Origin of the sequence: Haloferax marisrubri (genome assembly GCF_001469875.2) — an archaeon.
Taxonomy (GTDB): domain Archaea; phylum Halobacteriota; class Halobacteria; order Halobacteriales; family Haloferacaceae; genus Haloferax; species Haloferax marisrubri.
Genome location: NZ_LOPW02000018.1, coordinates 207,634 through 225,533, shown reverse-complemented (window position 1 = coordinate 225,533; position 17,900 = coordinate 207,634). Strand labels below are relative to the sequence as shown.

The 17,900-nt window shown below is 54.5% G+C and carries 19 protein-coding genes and 1 pseudogene; 5 read left to right on the top strand and 15 right to left on the bottom strand.

The window, feature by feature from the left end; all coding sequences use genetic code 11:
* The coding region (locus AUR65_RS19775) for an SMP-30/gluconolactonase/LRE family protein (RefSeq protein WP_199180624.1) at positions 1-492 on the bottom strand (492 nt) is incomplete at its 3' end.
* Between the two features lie 775 nt (positions 493-1,267).
* Positions 1,268-1,834: a TATA-box-binding protein gene (locus tag AUR65_RS15915; protein ID WP_058567812.1), complete on the bottom strand. Its 567-nt coding sequence runs from the start codon at positions 1,832-1,834 to the stop codon at positions 1,268-1,270.
* A 238-nt stretch (positions 1,835-2,072) separates the two neighbouring features.
* On the opposite strand from AUR65_RS15915, the gene AUR65_RS15910 reads away from it, so the two are divergent.
* Positions 2,073-2,294: a hypothetical protein gene (locus AUR65_RS15910; RefSeq protein ID WP_058567811.1), complete on the top strand. Its 222-nt coding sequence runs from the start codon at positions 2,073-2,075 to the stop codon at positions 2,292-2,294.
* 229 nt (positions 2,295-2,523) lie between these two features.
* Entirely contained in the window at positions 2,524-3,195 is a 672-nt protein-coding gene (locus AUR65_RS19590; RefSeq protein ID WP_146047432.1) for a hypothetical protein, read from the top strand.
* Between the two features lie 155 nt (positions 3,196-3,350).
* On the opposite strand, the gene AUR65_RS15905 is transcribed toward AUR65_RS19590, so the two are convergent.
* From AUR65_RS15905 to AUR65_RS15890, 4 genes are all read right to left on the bottom strand, one after another.
* Positions 3,351-3,785 (bottom strand): type II toxin-antitoxin system VapC family toxin, encoded by a 435-nt coding sequence (locus AUR65_RS15905; protein ID WP_058567810.1) that lies wholly within the window; start codon positions 3,783-3,785, stop codon positions 3,351-3,353.
* Positions 3,786-4,037 carry an AbrB/MazE/SpoVT family DNA-binding domain-containing protein gene (locus AUR65_RS15900; RefSeq protein WP_008322270.1) on the bottom strand — a complete coding sequence of 84 codons (252 nt, stop codon included), beginning with the start codon at positions 4,035-4,037 and terminating at the stop codon, positions 3,786-3,788.
* Between the two features lie 143 nt (positions 4,038-4,180).
* Complete coding sequence (locus AUR65_RS15895) at positions 4,181-5,128, bottom strand: ArdC-like ssDNA-binding domain-containing protein (RefSeq protein WP_058567822.1); 948 nt, start codon at positions 5,126-5,128, stop codon at positions 4,181-4,183.
* Between the two features lie 132 nt (positions 5,129-5,260).
* Positions 5,261-6,274 (bottom strand): DUF6610 family protein, encoded by a 1,014-nt coding sequence (locus tag AUR65_RS15890; RefSeq protein ID WP_058567808.1) that lies wholly within the window; start codon positions 6,272-6,274, stop codon positions 5,261-5,263.
* A 232-nt stretch (positions 6,275-6,506) separates the two neighbouring features.
* On the opposite strand from AUR65_RS15890, the gene AUR65_RS15885 reads away from it, so the two are divergent.
* Complete coding sequence (locus AUR65_RS15885) at positions 6,507-6,815, top strand: toxin-antitoxin system TumE family protein (RefSeq protein WP_058567807.1); 309 nt, start codon at positions 6,507-6,509, stop codon at positions 6,813-6,815.
* The gene (locus tag AUR65_RS15880; protein WP_058567806.1) at positions 6,802-7,242 is read left to right on the top strand and encodes an HVO_A0114 family putative DNA-binding protein; all 441 of its coding nucleotides are present in this window, start codon (positions 6,802-6,804) and stop codon (positions 7,240-7,242) included. The genes AUR65_RS15885 and AUR65_RS15880 overlap by 14 nt, the downstream gene beginning before the upstream one ends.
* A gap of 53 nt (positions 7,243-7,295) precedes the next feature.
* Here the strand turns inward: AUR65_RS15880 and AUR65_RS15875 are convergent.
* The 9 genes and pseudogenes from AUR65_RS15875 to AUR65_RS15835 all read right to left on the bottom strand — a co-directional run bounded on the left by AUR65_RS15875 (position 7,296) and on the right by AUR65_RS15835 (position 15,462).
* Positions 7,296-7,493 (bottom strand): annotated as a pseudogene (locus AUR65_RS15875) (hypothetical protein).
* A gap of 49 nt (positions 7,494-7,542) precedes the next feature.
* Entirely contained in the window at positions 7,543-7,806 is a 264-nt protein-coding gene (locus tag AUR65_RS15870; protein ID WP_058567805.1) for a DUF7389 domain-containing protein, read from the bottom strand.
* Between the two features lie 168 nt (positions 7,807-7,974).
* A complete protein-coding gene (locus AUR65_RS15865; RefSeq protein ID WP_058567804.1) occupies positions 7,975-8,466 on the bottom strand; it encodes a hypothetical protein in 492 nt (163 codons plus the stop codon).
* 167 nt (positions 8,467-8,633) lie between these two features.
* Complete coding sequence (locus tag AUR65_RS15860; protein WP_084816478.1) at positions 8,634-9,572, bottom strand: transcription initiation factor IIB; 939 nt, start codon at positions 9,570-9,572, stop codon at positions 8,634-8,636.
* 523 nt (positions 9,573-10,095) lie between these two features.
* The gene (locus tag AUR65_RS15855) at positions 10,096-10,524 is read right to left on the bottom strand and encodes an SWIM zinc finger family protein (protein WP_084816477.1); all 429 of its coding nucleotides are present in this window, start codon (positions 10,522-10,524) and stop codon (positions 10,096-10,098) included.
* 212 nt (positions 10,525-10,736) lie between these two features.
* Positions 10,737-11,222 carry a hypothetical protein gene (locus tag AUR65_RS19585; RefSeq protein WP_146047431.1) on the bottom strand — a complete coding sequence of 162 codons (486 nt, stop codon included), beginning with the start codon at positions 11,220-11,222 and terminating at the stop codon, positions 10,737-10,739.
* A gap of 862 nt (positions 11,223-12,084) precedes the next feature.
* Positions 12,085-12,684, bottom strand: a complete 600-nt coding sequence (locus tag AUR65_RS15850) for a hypothetical protein (protein ID WP_058567801.1) — start codon at positions 12,682-12,684, stop codon at positions 12,085-12,087.
* 322 nt (positions 12,685-13,006) lie between these two features.
* Positions 13,007-14,386 carry a hypothetical protein gene (locus AUR65_RS19580; RefSeq protein ID WP_146047430.1) on the bottom strand — a complete coding sequence of 460 codons (1,380 nt, stop codon included), beginning with the start codon at positions 14,384-14,386 and terminating at the stop codon, positions 13,007-13,009.
* Positions 14,387-14,610: 224 nt separating this feature from the next.
* Positions 14,611-15,462, bottom strand: coding sequence for a hypothetical protein (locus AUR65_RS15835; RefSeq protein ID WP_058567799.1), 852 nt, complete (start codon positions 15,460-15,462; stop codon positions 14,611-14,613).
* 665 nt (positions 15,463-16,127) lie between these two features.
* Between AUR65_RS15835 and AUR65_RS15825 the strand changes: the two genes are divergently transcribed.
* Positions 16,128-17,828 (top strand): MBL fold metallo-hydrolase, encoded by a 1,701-nt coding sequence (locus AUR65_RS15825; protein ID WP_084816476.1) that lies wholly within the window; start codon positions 16,128-16,130, stop codon positions 17,826-17,828.
* Positions 17,829-17,900 lie beyond the last annotated feature (72 nt).

Sequence of the window (17,900 nt, the reverse complement as noted above, 5' to 3'; positions counted from 1 at the left end):
AATCTTATCCTCCCCACCGGTGTTAACTACTCGAAGGCTACCTCCCGTGGAATGCATGGGCGCTGTTCGATCACCAGAATCTGTATAGTAGAGACGACCGTCCGAGTCGAGCGTACAGTAGTTCGGTTGAATTGGGGGTTCGGCCTTCGAACCTTGCGTGACGACTTTCAGTTCGCCCACAGGTCTGTGGTCGTCTAACAGCAGTTTGAATATCGCATGTTTCTGGAAATCACACACGTAGAGAGTCTCCTCTTCTGGCCCCAGTGTCAGACACAGCGTGAACCCCCCAGTCGATGCAATCTGGACAACTTCGTTCGTATCCGGATTAATGTGGTATATTTGGCCGTCTTCTCCACCTGCATAGAGCGTTCCATCGGCTGCGACAGCAACGTCCTCAGGATGGTCAAGGTAGGTTTCTAAATACGGATCTGCACCGATTATTCGAGCGTCATCAAGTGAACAGACAGTATCCTCTGTCCGTGATGGGTCCATACATTTCGGTTGGTTCTCTCTCATATAATTTGATTGGTAGTACGAGAGTCTATTACTTCGAACCCCCTTTCGAGGTACACCTCACCTGTTATTGACCATACCTTCGGTTCAGCTCTGAGTGTATTGGAGAGTATTTCGATTCCAGATTCACTATTTAGATCCATAGGTAACAACATCATTCGGACGAACTAACATAGAGTGAGTACGAGTTCTTACCCGCGGTACTCGCCGGCGTAAGTTCATATCCCATCTCGGTTTCTGCCTCGACAATATGACAATTATATAGTATAGAAAAGTTATTAATAACTATAGGAACTATCCAACGATAAGAGTCAAATTCAATAATCGACATATGGCCGCATTAACAACTGTATTTGTGGTTTTTAACTCAACATTTTCATTATATTCCAAAATTGCTGTTTAAATCTAACAAATGAACTTATTCAATCTTAGAAGGATATATACGACAGGTACACAAGTTCTGTTCACATCAAAAGCCGCTAGTACTCGAATTAACGGTTGTCTATCGCATTTAGACACAAGTTTTTCGACCAGTTTGGATAGATCCAGTTTACTATCATAAATCTAGTTATTTGTGTAAGCAATCGCAAAACATACATTTAAAATCTGTGGGGGATAATCGCATCACGGGCAGTCCAATCTTCACGTCACAGTTCCTGAGTTCAGCATTCCACTGAACCAGTAGCATATCTCAGAATAACCGCTGATATTTGGACTACACACCCCACTGTTTCCGGAGATAACTTTCCGGTGCTCAGCCGAGTAATCCAAGCGATTCAATCTCGTCGCTGACGACCTGAATCGCCTCCCGTGCATAGTCCACCTTCTTCGCACCCGTGATGACTATCTTCCCCGATCCGAACAACAAAATCACCACGTTGGGCTCGTCGATCCGATAGACGAGACCGGGGAATTGCTCAGGCTCGTATTCGACATTCTCCAGGCCCAGACCGATCGCGAGCGCGTTCAGGTTGAGATTCGTTCCGAGGTCTGCACTCGAAACGATGTTCTGTACAGTGGCCTCTTCTCGGTCATCGATTGGAATGCCAAGGCTTCCGAGTTCTTCGAAGACTTGGTCTAATGCACGGTTGACCCCGTCGACGCTACTCGCACCAGTGCACACGATTTTGCCAGACCGGAAGATCAGATTCGCTGCTCTCGGGTCTTGGGTCCGATAGACGAGTCCAGGGAAGTTATCCGGGTTGAACTCCGCTCCGGCGACGTCGTTCGAGAGCGATTCTAAATCCAATTCCTGGCCAACTGCACTCGATGCGACCACGTTTTGAATCTCGAGGGACTCGAGGCGTGCTTCGTGGGACATTATATTGTATTTTAAATACGACTACTTAAGCGATTGTGCGAATCAAGAGTTTCTCTGAGGACAACCAAATGGGGAAATCGACGAGCATATGAGGTCCATTTAGCCGAATCTGGATTGTTGAAACCCCCAACCTCAGACAGGATTGGCGTGACACAGACAGAGGGTGGGTTTACCACCGGGCGGTCTCAACTGGATACTCTCGTAGCCTATTTCACGACCAGACACATACAGTCGGAGTGTGGTTCCTGTCAAAAAATTTTACAACCGAGTTGATGACTGGGCCAGAGACCTCTCCCGCGTTCGGTATGCTGCACTCTTGGGAGCGTCGACGGCTATCGGCGTTCTCATAGTCGGTTTACTACTGGGCCAAGAGTTCTATCTCGTTCAGGCAGTCACGATGGGTGTGGTCATGTTCGCTTTAGAGTTCGCGTATGGAAAGTTCCAGACAACAGAAGGCTAACCTCCAATCTAAATGCGTGACCCACTTGCGCCCTGAGTTCAGCACGGCCTCAGAGACCTACCCAACCATTGTCAGAAGTGGCGTGAAACACTCAGAGGGTGTATGCAGCACAGCAATCTCGTTTAGTTTGCTTTTGAGTTGGTGAATGCGCCAACAGACCGAGACAGCAAGTAGAACGGGGCGGTTTGGTCGACAGAAAGAATTTATTGAGCGACATTTGTTCATTCGTATGAATCGGCGTTCCCTCCTTTCCATCACAGGAAGTGCCCTCACACTCGCACTTGGCGGGTGCATATCGGATTCAGAACCGGTATCTCAACAGACCGAGACCACTGTGGAAACCTCTCAGACACCGCGCCCCTCGACAACGACAACCGAAACTGGAACCCCGAAGGTTGAACCTATCAATCGCCTCGGCGGTGCCTCCCCTGTCGAACTATCCGCACAGCCAGAACGGGAATACGAGTATTTAGAAACCGAGGACGAAGTTCGGGTTCAGTACGACTCCGGTTCAGACACTATTCCGTTCGGTGAGTGGGGAACGCTTAGAGCGACCGAGCATGCTTCAAGGTACGTTAAAACAACGCTCCAAGAACAATCGTTACTCAAGACTGGTGTTAGTGTCGGGGCGGGGATAATCGAACTGGACGAACTGACGGAGACATCAGGTGAGAAACCGGTTGAATCCGAGTTCAACCGAGATAGAGAAATCGGCCCGATCGTCTCTCATATGCACCACTACTCACGGGAGGGAACACTCCTCTCATCACCGGCTGTTTCGTTCGATGCTCTCGTCAAGGCCACCCCCCGAACGATGGAAGTGACGATGGAGTTCCCTGAACAGGACTATACAGCGATTCTCCCTGTTCTCTGTAGGAAGGGTTGGTATCAAAACGACTAATCTTTGCGCTGAGCGTCCTGCAAGACCCACGCACTGAGTCTGGCGAACAGGCTTGCATCCAGATGACGTCTGACCAGCGACCGACTCGCGCGCTCTATTCAGCACGACTGCAACAAACTATCAGCAACAGGAGGTTTCACCAGGGCCCAAAGTGGTTAGTTCGGAGAGTACGGGTCTGTTGCCGTATCGAGCCGGTAGACATCGTCTATAGCATCAAAATCGTCATCAAACGCATAGAGATACCCTAAGCCTCTGGTCTGCATATACGCAACGATACACGCGTCGACGAACGAGAGTTGTTGATGACGTCTGAAGAGTGCTTTTGCGGTCGCAAATGCATCGGAGTTCACAGACTCAATGTGGAATCGTGCGTTCTCCTCAAGTCGATCTAAGAAGTCTACTGCGGCGTCGTGTCCGGCATGTGTCGTCAGTCCATTGAGTGTCTCCGCGAGAACGTAATCAAGAACGACTGCCTCTGGGAGCGACGCATCATCGATGCCCTGGAGAATGGGTCGTGCCTCAGTGTGCATCCCGTCTCGACGGTACGCAGCAGCAAACAAGACGCTCGTGTCGATTAGTGCTCGTGGCATCTACTCTGTCTCGACGCCCCACGCGTCATGGTCCGTGGTGGCATCTGTTTCTTCTTCACCGTCATACCCATCGAAATCCGCAAACGTTCCACTCCGTTGTTGGACAACCTGGACTCGGATACTTCCGTCTTCTTCGAGATGCCAGCGGAGTTGATCTCCATCGTCAATCCCCAGTTCTCGACGAATTCGGGCTGGGATATTCGCTTGGTTTCCAGACACCTTGCTTTCAGCGTCTACCGGTTCACTGCTCATGAATGACCACTAGCACCGCTCGTTGAAAAGCCTAGTGTGTCGCCACACTATGTGACTCAAGACGGACCTGAGTACGGCAGCCGACGCTATTTCAGAAAACCTCTGATCCAACGTCGTTCTTAACCAACAAACGTCGGCATATCTCAATGACGTTGGTTAATCACAGTTCTTTTCTCGATATGCTCAATGAGCGTTTGACTCGTTCGGCTAATTCGCTTGAGACGCTCACGAATCACGTCTGCATCATCGCGCTCCCAGGTGGCAAGGTAAAACGCCGAACCATCCATGTCGAGACCGAACTGCCTCCCAACGACGTATGCTACTGCCTCTGCTTCGACCTCACGTTTCGACCGTTCGGTGTCGTCGTCAACGCCGATGTGGAGAAGTGCATGCGCGTACTCGTGGACTAACGTCGACGCCATTGCTGCATCATTGCCCCGACAGAGCAATTCGATAATGGGGGAGTCGCCGTCTGGTGATTCACGACACACACCTTTCGCATCACCGTAGCTCCACTCTCCAGTTGAGACGACTTCTACCTCGACACCGACATCCTCAGCAGCGTCCAACACGGCTGGAAGAAGTGTTTCTGCGTCACCCTCCGCACTCGTATCGAGACTCGGGAGGTCCTCACCTTCTGTCTGCGAGATGTCGAAGACTGGAGCTGGTCGGAAGCCAACCAAGCCCCTCGACCACTCTTCGGGCGGGGTCTCGTCGTAATCACAGTCTGTATTTTCGTGGTAGCTCGGGGAGTTCTCACATTCAGGACACTGTCTAGCGATGATTGGAGCCCAAATCCAAATCGCGCTTTCGCCTCCCTTGACGTGACGGTCGAATTCGTTCTGCCACGTCCGATAGCCCGCGACTCTCGTTGCCTCAGGACACTGCTGTTTGATCAAGAGCGTGTTGCGGTACGAGTAGTCGTGGAACTGCCGTTGGACGTCTAACCATGCTTGGAACTCCTCGCTTGTCTGAGCGTCGTCGACGGCTTCTACGAGGTTGTCAACCCACTCAGTAATCGTGCTGTGCATCTCGTCACGTCGGGTGTCAGAGTCGTCGAACGACACCGCTGCGTAGTCACTCGTCGCCATGAATTTTCTCGCGAGCATCCCAATTTGGAATGCCCCGCACCCCTCTGGGGGCAAAAAACTCTCCCAAGCGAATGGAACCAGTCCGTGATGACTAGGCCCTCCGTACAACCACAGGAGGTGCCTATGAACGGGCTAGCTCGACGTAGGCGGGAAATAGACACTGGCTTCGCCCATAACTTCCTCGAGGTGGTTCCGGGTGCGGTGAGCGAAGTAGCACCCGTAGCAGCAGTACCCACAAACGTCCCCAGTATCGTACTCCGCGACGAAGGGGCCACGTGATCCCCTCCAGACGTCGTCCTCACACTCAACACAGGTGGAGGAGTGAAGGTCAGCCGGTGTTGGGGGCTGATATTGCGTTCGGCCAGTGTACTCGGTTGGTCCCTCCGGCCAGACACCCTGATTCTCCCAAAACGAGCGCACGTGTCCAAGTCCATGCCGGACCGTTGCTCGAACCGTCATGTGGTCGGCGTCGCGACCGCTGTCGTCCCACCCGTTATCAGTCCAGAACTCGCCGAACTGTGCACCACGATGGAGTCCGTTCCAATCGAGGCCGACGATGTCGGCCGGTGGGTCGCCTGTCAACGTCGGCTGCGTCAACTGGTCGATGACGGTGAGTTGCTTTGGTGGGCTACCTCCGAGGATGTGGACTCGACGGCCTCGCCAATCCACCGGATCTGAGAAGTCATGTGCCAGAATGTCCGCATAGCCACGTGAGTAGCCGACGACGATATCGTCTGGAATCTCCTCAAGCGCCGCTTTGCATTTCGGGACGATAACGAACTCCGTCTCGGGAACGCGCTTTTGGAGGTCTCGAACTGCCCGAACGTAGGTCCGGGCTTCGGCACGGTCGTAGGCATCGCCAATGATGCCGACGTCTGGTCCGTGTTCGAGGACTCGCTCCGTGTAACGGTCGAGATTTGGGTTTCTGAAGTCGTTATCGAGCATGCCAACTGGCAGCTTGAGATTGAGGAACTGCTGTTGTTGGTAGCTGCAGTCCTCTCGAAAGCCCGTGAGAAAACCGAGGTTCAACGCGTCGATGGCGAATGGAACGCGGTGCAGAAATGCCACATACTCGGCCTGTCGGGCGTCGGTGTAGGCGTCTATCGCGCTGTCGTTGGTTGCGCCGGAGAAGTCGTGAATGGACACAGGGAGTCACCTGCGGGACTCTGCCGCCCCGCACCTTTCAGGGGCAAAAAAACACTGCTGCGGAGCGGTTAACCAACAAAAATTGAATCGACTCCACTCTGTTGGATAATTCTCGGACAAACGGCCTGCGGCCGCCTCGGTGCCGGCGAGCGTTTGCTGATTTTCGTTGATATTGAGGCACTGTTGTTCTTGACAACAACATTTATGCTGATGTGGTGTATAACAACATTAGATGGCTGGGAATGGCGCGAAACGAATCATCGATCAAACAATCGACTACCCGGAATCGGATCGCTTCGCGCATATCTCGGTGTGGTCCGTTCCCGAGTCAGAAGCCTACCCCGAGGGAATCAAGTACAGCATGCACTACGGGAATAAGGCAGGAGACACGATTCTCCGCTACGACAACGCCCATCCGGAGACGAAAGGCCACGAACGTCACGTTGGCGAGGACATCGACGGCGACTACGAGTATCCCGGCAGTTACGTCGAGGTCCTGCAGCGATTTCGACGCGAGGTGAACGAATATGAGCAAGACTGAACCAACCAATGATGGACCGAACGACCGCCGGACGCTGACCGTTCGGGTCGGCACACCTGACAATGCATTCGATGCGGTTGAAGCACAGCTCGCAGCCCTTGAAGCGGGCGATGAACCGGAGCCACTCTATGAGGTCGTCCTCCAGCGGGAGGAAGATCTTCAACGATTGCTGTCAGCAAGAAACGTCCAGCTCCTGCAAACCATTGCTCGTGAAGAGCCACAGAGTATTCGTGAAGCTGCACGACTCGTCGGTCGGGACGTCCGGCAGGTTCACGACAACCTCTCGGAGCTCGAAACACTCGGACTAGTCGAGTTCGAGCAGGTTGGTCGCTCGAAGAAGCCGACGGTGTGGTACGATGATATCAATATCGAACTCCCAGTTGCGATCACTGATACAGAACCAGTTGATGATAGCGCGAAGGCCTGAGATATCTGTTTGTCTCTCACCGATACGATTCATTCTTCCTGTGTCCGAATCTCCTATGCTTGGTGTTCGAGCCGCCGGAGAATCCGAACGCGCTGTTGATTCGCGTTCTCGTAGGTGACATAGGCTCAAAGCGTCGCCATGTCGTGGATGGTCACGATAGCTGCGTCGATGAGGTGGGTGGTCGGTACTTCAAGACGCTGCTCCGGTGTCAGACCGGTAGGTGTTGTTGATTCGGCTGAGTCGTTCTGCATCGAGTTTTACCTCCAGCTATCTTGCCCGAAAACCAGCTCTCTGAGCGCCCTATTCTGTCTCGTCGTCGGGCTGAATCTGCCGAACGTCCTCGGCGAGGGCGTGCAGATACGCCCGCAGCGTGTCCATATCCTCGCGGGCCTCTGCAAGCGTTTGTGCTTTGACTTTGGCCGTCAGCTCGTCCTGGTCTCTCGTCGCCGTTCCACGCTTCAGTTTCACCGTCAGTGAAACGCCGACGTCACTGCGCTCGACGTATTCCGTCTGGGTTGCTTCCTCTCGATTCGATTCCGTCGCTGTTGGGTTGTCGTCAGTCATTGGTCTACTGCGAGGGTTCTCTGTCCCCCGCACCCCTCTGGGGGTGAAAAAATTCACTCGGAACTCACCGAGCCAGTAGGTCCGCCATCTACTTAACCAACAAATGCGGCGGTGGCTGCGCTTTGTTGGTTAAGGGCGTAGTGCCTGTTCTGTCGGGCGATTCTTAGTTTAGTAGTGGACGTCCGCCGGTACAATCCACATCTGCTCGTCGGACTCAAGGACACGACCGAGCTGGTCGCGATGGCGAATCCCCTCAGCGAACTCATTGTACAAGAAGAGCGACGGCCCCCGGTACGCCCCGAGGTTGTAGCAAGCGTGTCGAATCAACTCCTTGTCACGCATGATTGCCTCGGTGTTGAGATCCTGAATGCCTTCTCGGACTCGCTCAAGGTTCCGTTCGAACTCTTGTTTCGTCGCCTCCCAGCCACGTTCAAGCAACTCTTGGCCACTGTCTGAATCGATTGGTTCCGCGGTGGGTAGTTCTCCCCAGCGTGCTTTCCCACCGACGCTCGTCGAATCGTCATCGAACGTCACATAGTAGTCGAAAACAGCCCCGTATTCGGGCGAAGTTCCCACGAGCCGGTCGAAGACACTTCGCCCCACTGCGAGTGCTTCGTCTGTCGTCGATGCCTCTACGAGTGCGTAGATTATCTGGTGCATTTTTGGTACCTCGCTGGCGCTCTGAGTCGCTCTCCAACTGTCTCACGACTCAACTGCGCCGGCACCCATCGCCGGCGCATACAAAACTAACAGATGCGACATGCCCGTTGAGTAGACACGGTATGAGAAACGCTGAAACAAGTTCTCAATCCAATTCTTGGGTTGATTCACGGGTGTCGTTGGTACACTTCCTGAATCGAATTTGAATGAGACCTGATTGTTGGGACAGAGACATCCGCCACTTGCGCAACTTCGACTTGCGTGAGTTGGAACGCTTCACTCAGAGACGCACGATACAGGCACGCACCGGCAAATCCCGACGGCTTGAGGCCCGTCGTGACACCCAATGCCTCCGACGCCTCAGCCAAATCCAGCGCCTGCTGTCGAACCGGATCAGGGACAGCAAGTTCGGATGCGAGTCGCGGGATGAAATCACGAGGACGAACAGGCTGTGTTGGCAGTCCAAGTTCCGCATTCAGCGTCTTGTACGCGTTCACGACCCTCTGGTTCTCCACACGCGCCAATTCAGCAACCTCCTGGAGTGTTCGCAGAAGCCCGTTGCATCGACAAACTCCATAGATACTCGCGGCTGCAATTGCCTCGACGGACCTGCCACGAAGGAGATCTTCGTTCTGGGCACTGCGAAAGAGTCGACACGCTTGGTCACGAATTGACTCGGAGAATCCGAGCGCGCCTGCAATCCGGCGTACTTCGCCCAATCCAAGTGCAAGGTTTCGCTCTGCTTTCGACTGGAATCGTCCACGGGACTGTTCACGACGCATCCGGGCAACCTGCTGTCGTTTCTTCCCGGAGAGCGTACGACCACTGGCGTCTCGTTTGTAGCCAATTTCGGATGAGAGCCCACGGTCGTGCCGGGTCGGCGTCAGGGGAGCGCCAGTTCTCCGTTGACTCTCCTCGTCTCTCTCAGTGAATCGCCACTCTGGCCCGTGGTCGATTTGATACTCGTCGATGACGAGTCCGCACTCCTCGCAGAGCGTTTCAAGCGTGTTTGTTCTCACGCAACCGCCGCAATCTGAGCAGGCGTTGTTCGTGTTAGCCGGTACATCTTCGTCGAAGCCGCTCTCGTAGATATTTCTCGTTGCCATTGGTCATCAGCGAGGCACTCTTTGTGCGCCCCGCACCCCACGGGGGCAAAAACAACTCACGGACATCGAAGACTCAGACAGGGAATTTGGACAGGTACCTCAGCAACGTGTGAACGGCGCGCATATTGACACCAACCGAATGGATACGATTGACGGCGTCTATGCCTAGTGTCCGTAGGATTGTCTGTCTGGTCCTACGGTGCGGCAAACTCCCAACGGACAGAAACCAGCCAATCGCGTGCCAAAGACAGCCCCAATCCCCTGCCCCCGGGGCTGTCGACCTGAACGGCGAGCCCCACAACTATCTCCTCTCCTCAGTTCTTCCGGGGCTCACAGGACAGAGCAAGGAAGTCACTCGTCTCTTCTGTGACCGAGACGGACTGTCGAGGTCCGAAACGAGAATGGCAGGTCAACACGAGGTGTTGACCGTACCAATGGTGTGCCCCTGATAACGGCAAGTGTCAGTAGTATTTGATTAGTAAAAGAGTTCTTATCAACTGCCACAGGTTGATTCTGCGTCCGGTCAGTTGGGAAGTTCGCGTCTGCCACTGTCTACACACGCCCAGCAAGGGAAGTCGTCATCCAACATCTCGCAATCGCAGTCATCAGGAGTCGCGTCGTCCTCCACCCCGGTTCCCGGTTGTTCGTTAGTGATCACACCGCCATCTGCGACCATCTGCATTTGCTCGACAGCATCGAGGACCGGACGTCGAATCGCAACTGCGACACGGTGTTTGCACGGGCCAGCGTACTTCTTGTCCGCTGGGCACTCACACGCTTCAGGTACGCCGTCGACGATTTGTACGTTGTATTCGTGATTTTCGGGATTAGCGTGGCTTGCATTCCGGACAAGGACATCACCGTCGAATAATGAGAATTCGAATGCCTCGTATTGGGCTCGTTTCAGGACGCGCTTCGTTGGGTCGAGTCTTGCTAGTAGGGGTTCAGACATGGTTTTTCGAAGCGCCCTGATGAGAGCGCCTCGCCCATCGAGGCGCTAAGAAAGTGAAATCAGCAGGTACTCTGCCGAGTTAGCATTCATCGAATCTGCTGAAATCCCCAGTTGCTGTCAGGAGTGGCGTGACACAGACAGAGGATGAGTTCAGCAGGGTCTCAACGAACTGTCAGCGATGTGGGTCTCAACAGAGCCATCCTTGTTGAGCCTCACTCATACTGAAGGATAGTGATTTTAACCGTCTGATTTTGATAACTGACGTATCTGGCTGGGGGTGCGTCTTCCTTAGACTCTGGAACGTCCTCTAAATCAGCAGCTACCTGATCAAGACGAGCTTGGTCGAGAGATTCATAAAAATAGCCTTCATCAGAGGCGGTTTCCACTGCCAGAGTGACTATACCACTCGTATCCTCGATCTCGCTCAGATTTGATACTGTTGTGTTCTCTGGGGTTGCATTTACAGCTTCAGCCCGGATGAAACCACCATTTTGAGTTGCGCTCATGGCAGTTGGTTGCCCAGTAGTAGATTTATCTGTCGTAGTTGTTGGACTTTGTTCAGTATGTGTTTTTATTGGTGTTTCTGTACTTGTAGTTTCGATGGTGGTGTCGTTTTGATCAGTCTGGTTTGCTATGCCTACGCATCCGGATATTAATGTAAGGAGTATAACGACCAGCAGGAGATACTGCTTTTTCATAATGCACTTAGTCTTGAGACCGGAGAAACGACTGTAACATACTCTCGTTGCTTCATTTATTATCTGAATCAAGTTGATTAGCAGACAAGTATCTTGTGGGCTGAGTAGTCAAATCCAACCGATTATCTTTGACGTTGCCTTCTTTAGAATTTCTTAAATGTTGGAATTGACCAGAAATTGATAAGTATGCCACGCTGAACTCGCGCGCTGTATTCAGCACGCCCACAGAGACTTCTCAAAGTACTGTCAAAAGTGGCGTGCAACACTCAGAGGGTGAGTCTATCGTGCTGCAATTGCAGGGACAAACCTTGTCTACTGTGTGAAGAACTCCACACCGAAGTCAGGCCCCAAACTGATTATGAGGGACTCACTCTTCTCGCCTGTAGGATTCCATGGAGTGGTACGAGGGCCGCTCTGTTTCTCCGTCTCGACTGATTCGAACGTGACTGTTACTTTGTATTCCCCGGGAGGAACGACATCGGTGAGCGTCGAACGGTAGGAGGTTGTCGGCGGTTGTCTCGTTCGCGTCTGATAGACGGTTTGTGGGTCCGAGAATAACCCTCCCCCGCTCTGGATAGATATCTCCTTCCACACTTCCTCCCCGGTCTGATTAGCAATTTGGATGTTGCCACTCTCAGACGCAGAGAGTGAACACCCAGAGAGAGGAACAATCCCAGCAGCAGCGATGATAACGGACCGCCGTTTCATTATATGCCGTTACTCAGTCATGGCCTAAGTGAGTATCCGTACCAGCTCGTGTGTGACCGACTTGCGCTCTGTATTCAGCACGGCCACAGAAACCTCACCGAACGCTATCAGAAGCAGCGTGCAACAGACAGAGGATGCAGTCAGCAACCGAATTTTATTCGTTGCGGACGTTACCTGCCGATTTGAGTCGAAATAGGTAGTTGGACGCTGTCTTCGTATATCCGATCGGTTTCATCGATTCGATCATATCCGCTCGGTTCGCGACGCGACCGGGCTTGGGTTCGAAATACCCGTCGACATCTCGGCTGAGACGTGAGCCACGTACCACGCCCACGAGTTCCCAGTCCGGATCCAGAGCCGCCACACCTGCGTCTGCATGGCTGTTATTCACCAGCAGATAGCCACCCAGCCGCACATACTGCTTGCAGTAGTGCGAAATCGGACCTGCATACTGCGAGAGCAGCAGATCCACAGGGGCTACCTCTAGTGGTTCGCGGTAGTCGCCGTGGATGAACTGAAACGAATATGGGACACGCTGTTGCACCGCTCCGTCCGCGAAGAACGCGGGACAGCGTTGATCCATGTCGACGTAGGTGACATCTCGAAAGATAAAACTCGGCGAGATATCGACGTAGGAGCCGGGATACAACACGCGTTCAGGAGCAAGCTCATCATCCAGCGTCTCCCAGAGTGGGCGTCGCTGCTCCAGGTGGGGAAGCTCTTCGTACAACTCCCACTTGCTCTCTTCACTCATCAGATACCACGCTGTGTCGTGTACCTTCGGACAGGACACCGCTGGTACACCTCGTCTGCCTCACCGTTCGCATCGTAGTTATCGGGGTGTAGCCGTGAGAGGTGGGTTCCGTGTCGGTCATCGATACGGCGAAAAAGCGGTGCTGAAGCATAAGGGTCTCAAGAATCATTGTTGATACGTCCGACCGACTTGTGCTGTGAGCTCAGCACGGCCTCAGACAACTATCAGAAACTGAGCAGTCCAACAAAGCCACAATGAGCTGTTGAACACCTTGAACCCCGAGAAAACTCAAATGAACCGAGCGAAGGTGAGGTTCTAGTTACTACTCGCCCACTGACGCGCCCCCGAGAATAGCGAGTGGGAGTCCGAGGAGACCAGCCAGTATCGCCCCACCGACGGTGAAAATGAGAGCAAGTCCCCACGGTCGGGAGTCGAATGGGACGAACACCATTCCAGCGAGCGCAAGTGAAACGAGTGCACCGACAAACGCAAGCACCGTCAACCGAGGGTTGTCGTTCGTCTCGGCTCGGGCGACTGCGAGACCGAACACTGGCGCAACCGACAATGGCAGATGGAACACCATTCCACGAAGGACAGTGGGTGCAACATCCCCCAGCGGTCGGGAAACCAGACCAAGTCCTAACAGAGTTACACCGACTGCAAGGACACTGACCACAGCCACAGCGAGTGCAACTCGAAGAGACCGAAATGACCGTGGAGAAACCACGGCAGCCCCACCAATCACGAGGAAAATTACTGCAAGGCCGGCGAACGAGGACGGCTCATTCACAATCGCTGAAGCGGTAGCCGCGAGAACGCCAACAAGACCAACTCCGGCGATGGTTTTGGCAATGCTACGGGCGCTCGACGATGAATATGCACCCCACCGTACGCCTGCAGTGACACCACCAAGCATCAGCCCATACACAACAAGTGCAGGCAAGACGAATATTTTCACATTATCGAGCCAGATGGGGGCAGTTGCGATAGAGAGAGCTGCATCTACACGAACCGAACCCGTCCCCGGTTCACCATAGGCAATATACACATCATCGTAGAATGCAGATCCGTATTCATTCGTCGAGGCTCCTTCCCAAGTCACCTCCCCGTTCGATACTTCAGGAAGAACATCTGAAGAGGTGTACTCGTCTTCGATAGTCGCTCTCGGGTCATTTACGACGACACTGCCAGATGGGCCAGCAATTGAGAACCGGTCAGCATTGAATATCCAACCACCACGGACGCCCTCCGAATGGAGATAATCCACGACAAGGACACCGGCGTGACGCGTGCCTGCATCAGGGTCTTGGAACTGGATACGGACAGTCTGATTATCGATTGATGCTGACTGAAAGGTCACGTCACCTTCCTCGTAGACGTGTGGAACACCCCATCCGTCGGTTGCTGCTGAACGGGCTACTCGATTCAGCAACGCAGGGTCCTGTGTGAGTCGGGTTGCAGCAGACTCATTGACGCGGTTCGTCACAACCCACGTCGCAGACCCATTCGGGTGGACCTGAATCGCTGCAGTACTGTGCGTGACATTCGCTTCAAGTCCGTGCTCCTCGGCAACATCCTCGAAGGAAGACCCACATGCGCCACAGACTGGGTCTGGCTGTGGACTCGCAACCGTCGGTCCGACACCTGCGAGGAGAGCGCTACTGATGAAGAGGAGAGCAATCAGGAGGGCGCCACGACTCATTACTGTTGGTGGGTTTCTTCCTCGGTAAATGTCTTCTGTGGGAATACGATGCGAAAACTGCGGTTTGGTTCCGTGTTAGTTTAGCCAGAACTGTATCGAAATGGTTGTGGCTGCGCGCACAGCGTCGGCGGCGACGACGTCGCCGGCGCGAGCACGGAGCGGTGGGTGGGGAGGAGGGGCCGGGAGAGTGGAGTCACAAAAAAGAAAACAGTCGCCTGTGTCGCCTACTCAGCCCACCACGCCTCCCGCTCTGGGAACGATATCTCCGACCATCCCGTCGCAGCCACTGAAACACGCCCACCGTACCAACTTTTCGCGACGTTCCGCATCGTCACACGCTCGCCTTCTCTCACAACCGATTGGTCCGATTTCGTCCAGACAGTGAACTTTGTTCTCCCCGTCTCGTCCTCGATGAGTCCCACCTGCTGAATCGCCGAATTCGACGACTCCCAGAGCTGGGTCACCGTTCCAGAGATAGACACCTCTCGACGACTCACCTCACTGACCGCCGCAATCGGAATCACCCGTCCAGGCGCACGTTGTAACTCTTCGAACACACCCACAACCGCACTCATCATCGACTTTCCTTCTGCGACCTCTTCGGCCAATCTTCGGCTAATCGCCGACCGCGACCATCCATTGAGTTTCGTCTGTAACCGCGCTGCCTCCCGGTTCACTTCACCTAACTGTTCCACCGTCAGTTGCTCACGCGGGTCTGCCTCATCGGGGTCGGCCCACCGATTCACACATCCGGCACGCTTCTTGAACTCCCTCGTTGCTTCGATGCTCATCTGTTCTGCCACAGTCGCCGTCCGCTCCTCCCGGTTCGACGTCTGTCTCCGGTCCCACCGAGTTTTCGTCTGTTCAATCTCCCACTCACGCGCTTCCATCCGCTCTTCTTCAGCGAGGGTCAGACCCCGTCCAACCGCTTCCGGATTGTTCAGGTCAACTTTGGCTTGGATTTCGAGTTCAACCGTTGGGTGGAGTTCAGGCGTCTCATCAACCACGTCGTCGACGACTGCTCGGGGGTGTTCGGAGTGCGAAACTTCATTACCGATTTGCTTCTTAGTACTCATTGGAGTTCTCTGAAGGCGCCTACTCAGCGTCTTTTTCTGACACCACGACTCTCCAGCCGCGGCTCTCTCACAACAGACCAACTCATTCTGCGCACGCCTTTCGCGCCTTCACCGCGCCCTGCGGGCGCGGAAGGCGTGCGCTCGACGATGGGATGACATCCAGCACCGCGCGCCTTGACGTGCCCGGAGCGAGCGGCCAGCACACAAGCCGGTTTCGCGTCCGACGACCGAGTCTACGAGGGCGTCGTGACCGACAGCGTGCTTGGTGCTGGCGCACCGGGAAGGTGCGAGTGAAGCGAGACGCGACTACCAGGAGCGGCTCGTCGCGAACAGCGAGCAGCGCGAGTCGTGAGCACGGAGGGTACAGGGCGGCGAGCGGGGCGTGCCGTTCGTACCACACTGGACTACCGACGTGCATCGTCGACTCCACAACAGATCACGGGTGGGATCGAAAGGGGCCGGACGCTCGGCGTGCCCCGACGACGCAAGCACCGCAGGGACGAGGCGCGCAGCGAGTCGCGGTCGTCGAGCGTCCGGGGGCTTTCGGGATGTTGAACTCATGATCGCAGTCGCGCCACGCCAACTGTCTCTGTCTTCGTATGGTTCTTTTCTTCCGTCAATTGTGGAATGATATATGGGCCGTCCCTTTGTAGGACTGGACATTAATGCACATCCAGTTTCAGCATGCGAATCCACATTCCGGTCGTGAGTCGCTCATCCTCCGGTTCGACGGACTCCTCTCCGACCAGACCGTCTGTGTGCTCGTTGATGCTGGAGCAGATGTCGATACGACCACGCTCCTCGACGAAGACGCCGGGGAGTATCTCACCGCAATTTGTTTGACGCACGCACATCTTGACCACTACCAGTCTCTGGGGACGAATCTCGGTCATGGACCCCCGATATACACTGGGGACGGTACTGCTCGAATTCTCGAAGACGTCCTCGAAACGGGCCGTGAACACCACGGTTTTACACAGACCGAAGAAGTCCTCAATCGCCTCGAACCGATCACCTCGTGGACACAGATTGCGCCGGGACTTCGTGTCCACCCCATTCCGGCAGGTCACACTCCAGGTGCGACAGGCTTCCTCTTCGAAGTCACCGACGACGACGTGCGACGAACGATTCTCGTCACTGGCGATTTCACGACGCGACGGGCAGCTGGTTACCCTGGATTCGACCTTGACCTCTCCGTCGAAGTCGACACACTCGTCCTGACGGCGGCAACGAACGACGAGTTCGAACCAACACTGACCGACGCGATTGGGACGGTTCTCGAACGAGCGCGTGCTGGGTCAACTGTTCTCACTACTGCGAGTGGTCTGACTGGGGTACAGACCGCCTATCTCCTCGGGCACCTCACAGACCGGTGGGACGACCCGCTTCCAATCACTCTCGTTGGACACGCAGCAAAGCTCTATGATCGTCTCGAATACACAGTCCCGAACGTTACTACGACTCCAGAATTTAGTTCTCCGACCGACGTTCTCACAGCGGGTGGTGTCACGATTGCCGGCCCAGAAGTCCCAGTCGGTGGCAGCTCAAAGCGACTCTTCGAGTCGATTCGCGATGACCCCGGTGCAACGCTTGTCCAACTTACGAGCGGCCCGAGCGACCCACTGTCGAGTGCCACCTGCACGACGCACCACTTCACGCTCAGCAACCACCCTACAACAGACACCATCGACGCCGTTGTCGACGCATTTGCGCCCATCCAGACAATTATCACGCATCAACAAGGTTCCGCTGCAACCCAGTACAAGGACAAGTACGACAGTTTCGTGTGGGCCACCGACGATACTGACTGCTATACGCTATTGGACGACGCTGGCTGGACACCACCACCGTGGGTGACAGACCAGACAACTCGTCGGGTACGGGCAACAGCCACTACCAATGGGTCGGTACTCACTAACGGCTCGACTGAACTCGAATACTCGTTGCCCACGACGGCCCGTTGTAACGACGTCGACCTCGCCGCCGAAGGGTTAGACCTCGAACAGCTCCGCACACAAATCCCACCACGACCGGGACCACGGCTGTCAAACGGTGCTTCCGAGACGAAAGCTGATGAGACGTCCCCGATGCCAGCGGAAACGAGCTCCGAGTCCCGGTCACCCAAAGACACTGAAACAACTGAAACACAGACTGTCGAACAGTCACTCGCAGCGATTGAGGAACGTCTTGAGAGTATCGAGTCGGCAGTCACTAGTCGGGAACTCACCGCACAGGTTGTTGACGCAGGTGATGGGACGATTCTACTTCGGCTGGACGACCCCTCTGTAGACCTTGAGCATGGCCAGGAACTTCGAGTCCGTCTTTCTAGTCGCAACTTGAACACAGATGCAGCGACCGATCAGTAGCTGACTCGGGTTCTATCGCCCCATTGGATGCCAAACAGCTCTAAGAGTTCTGATTCAAAACCAGTCGGGGCG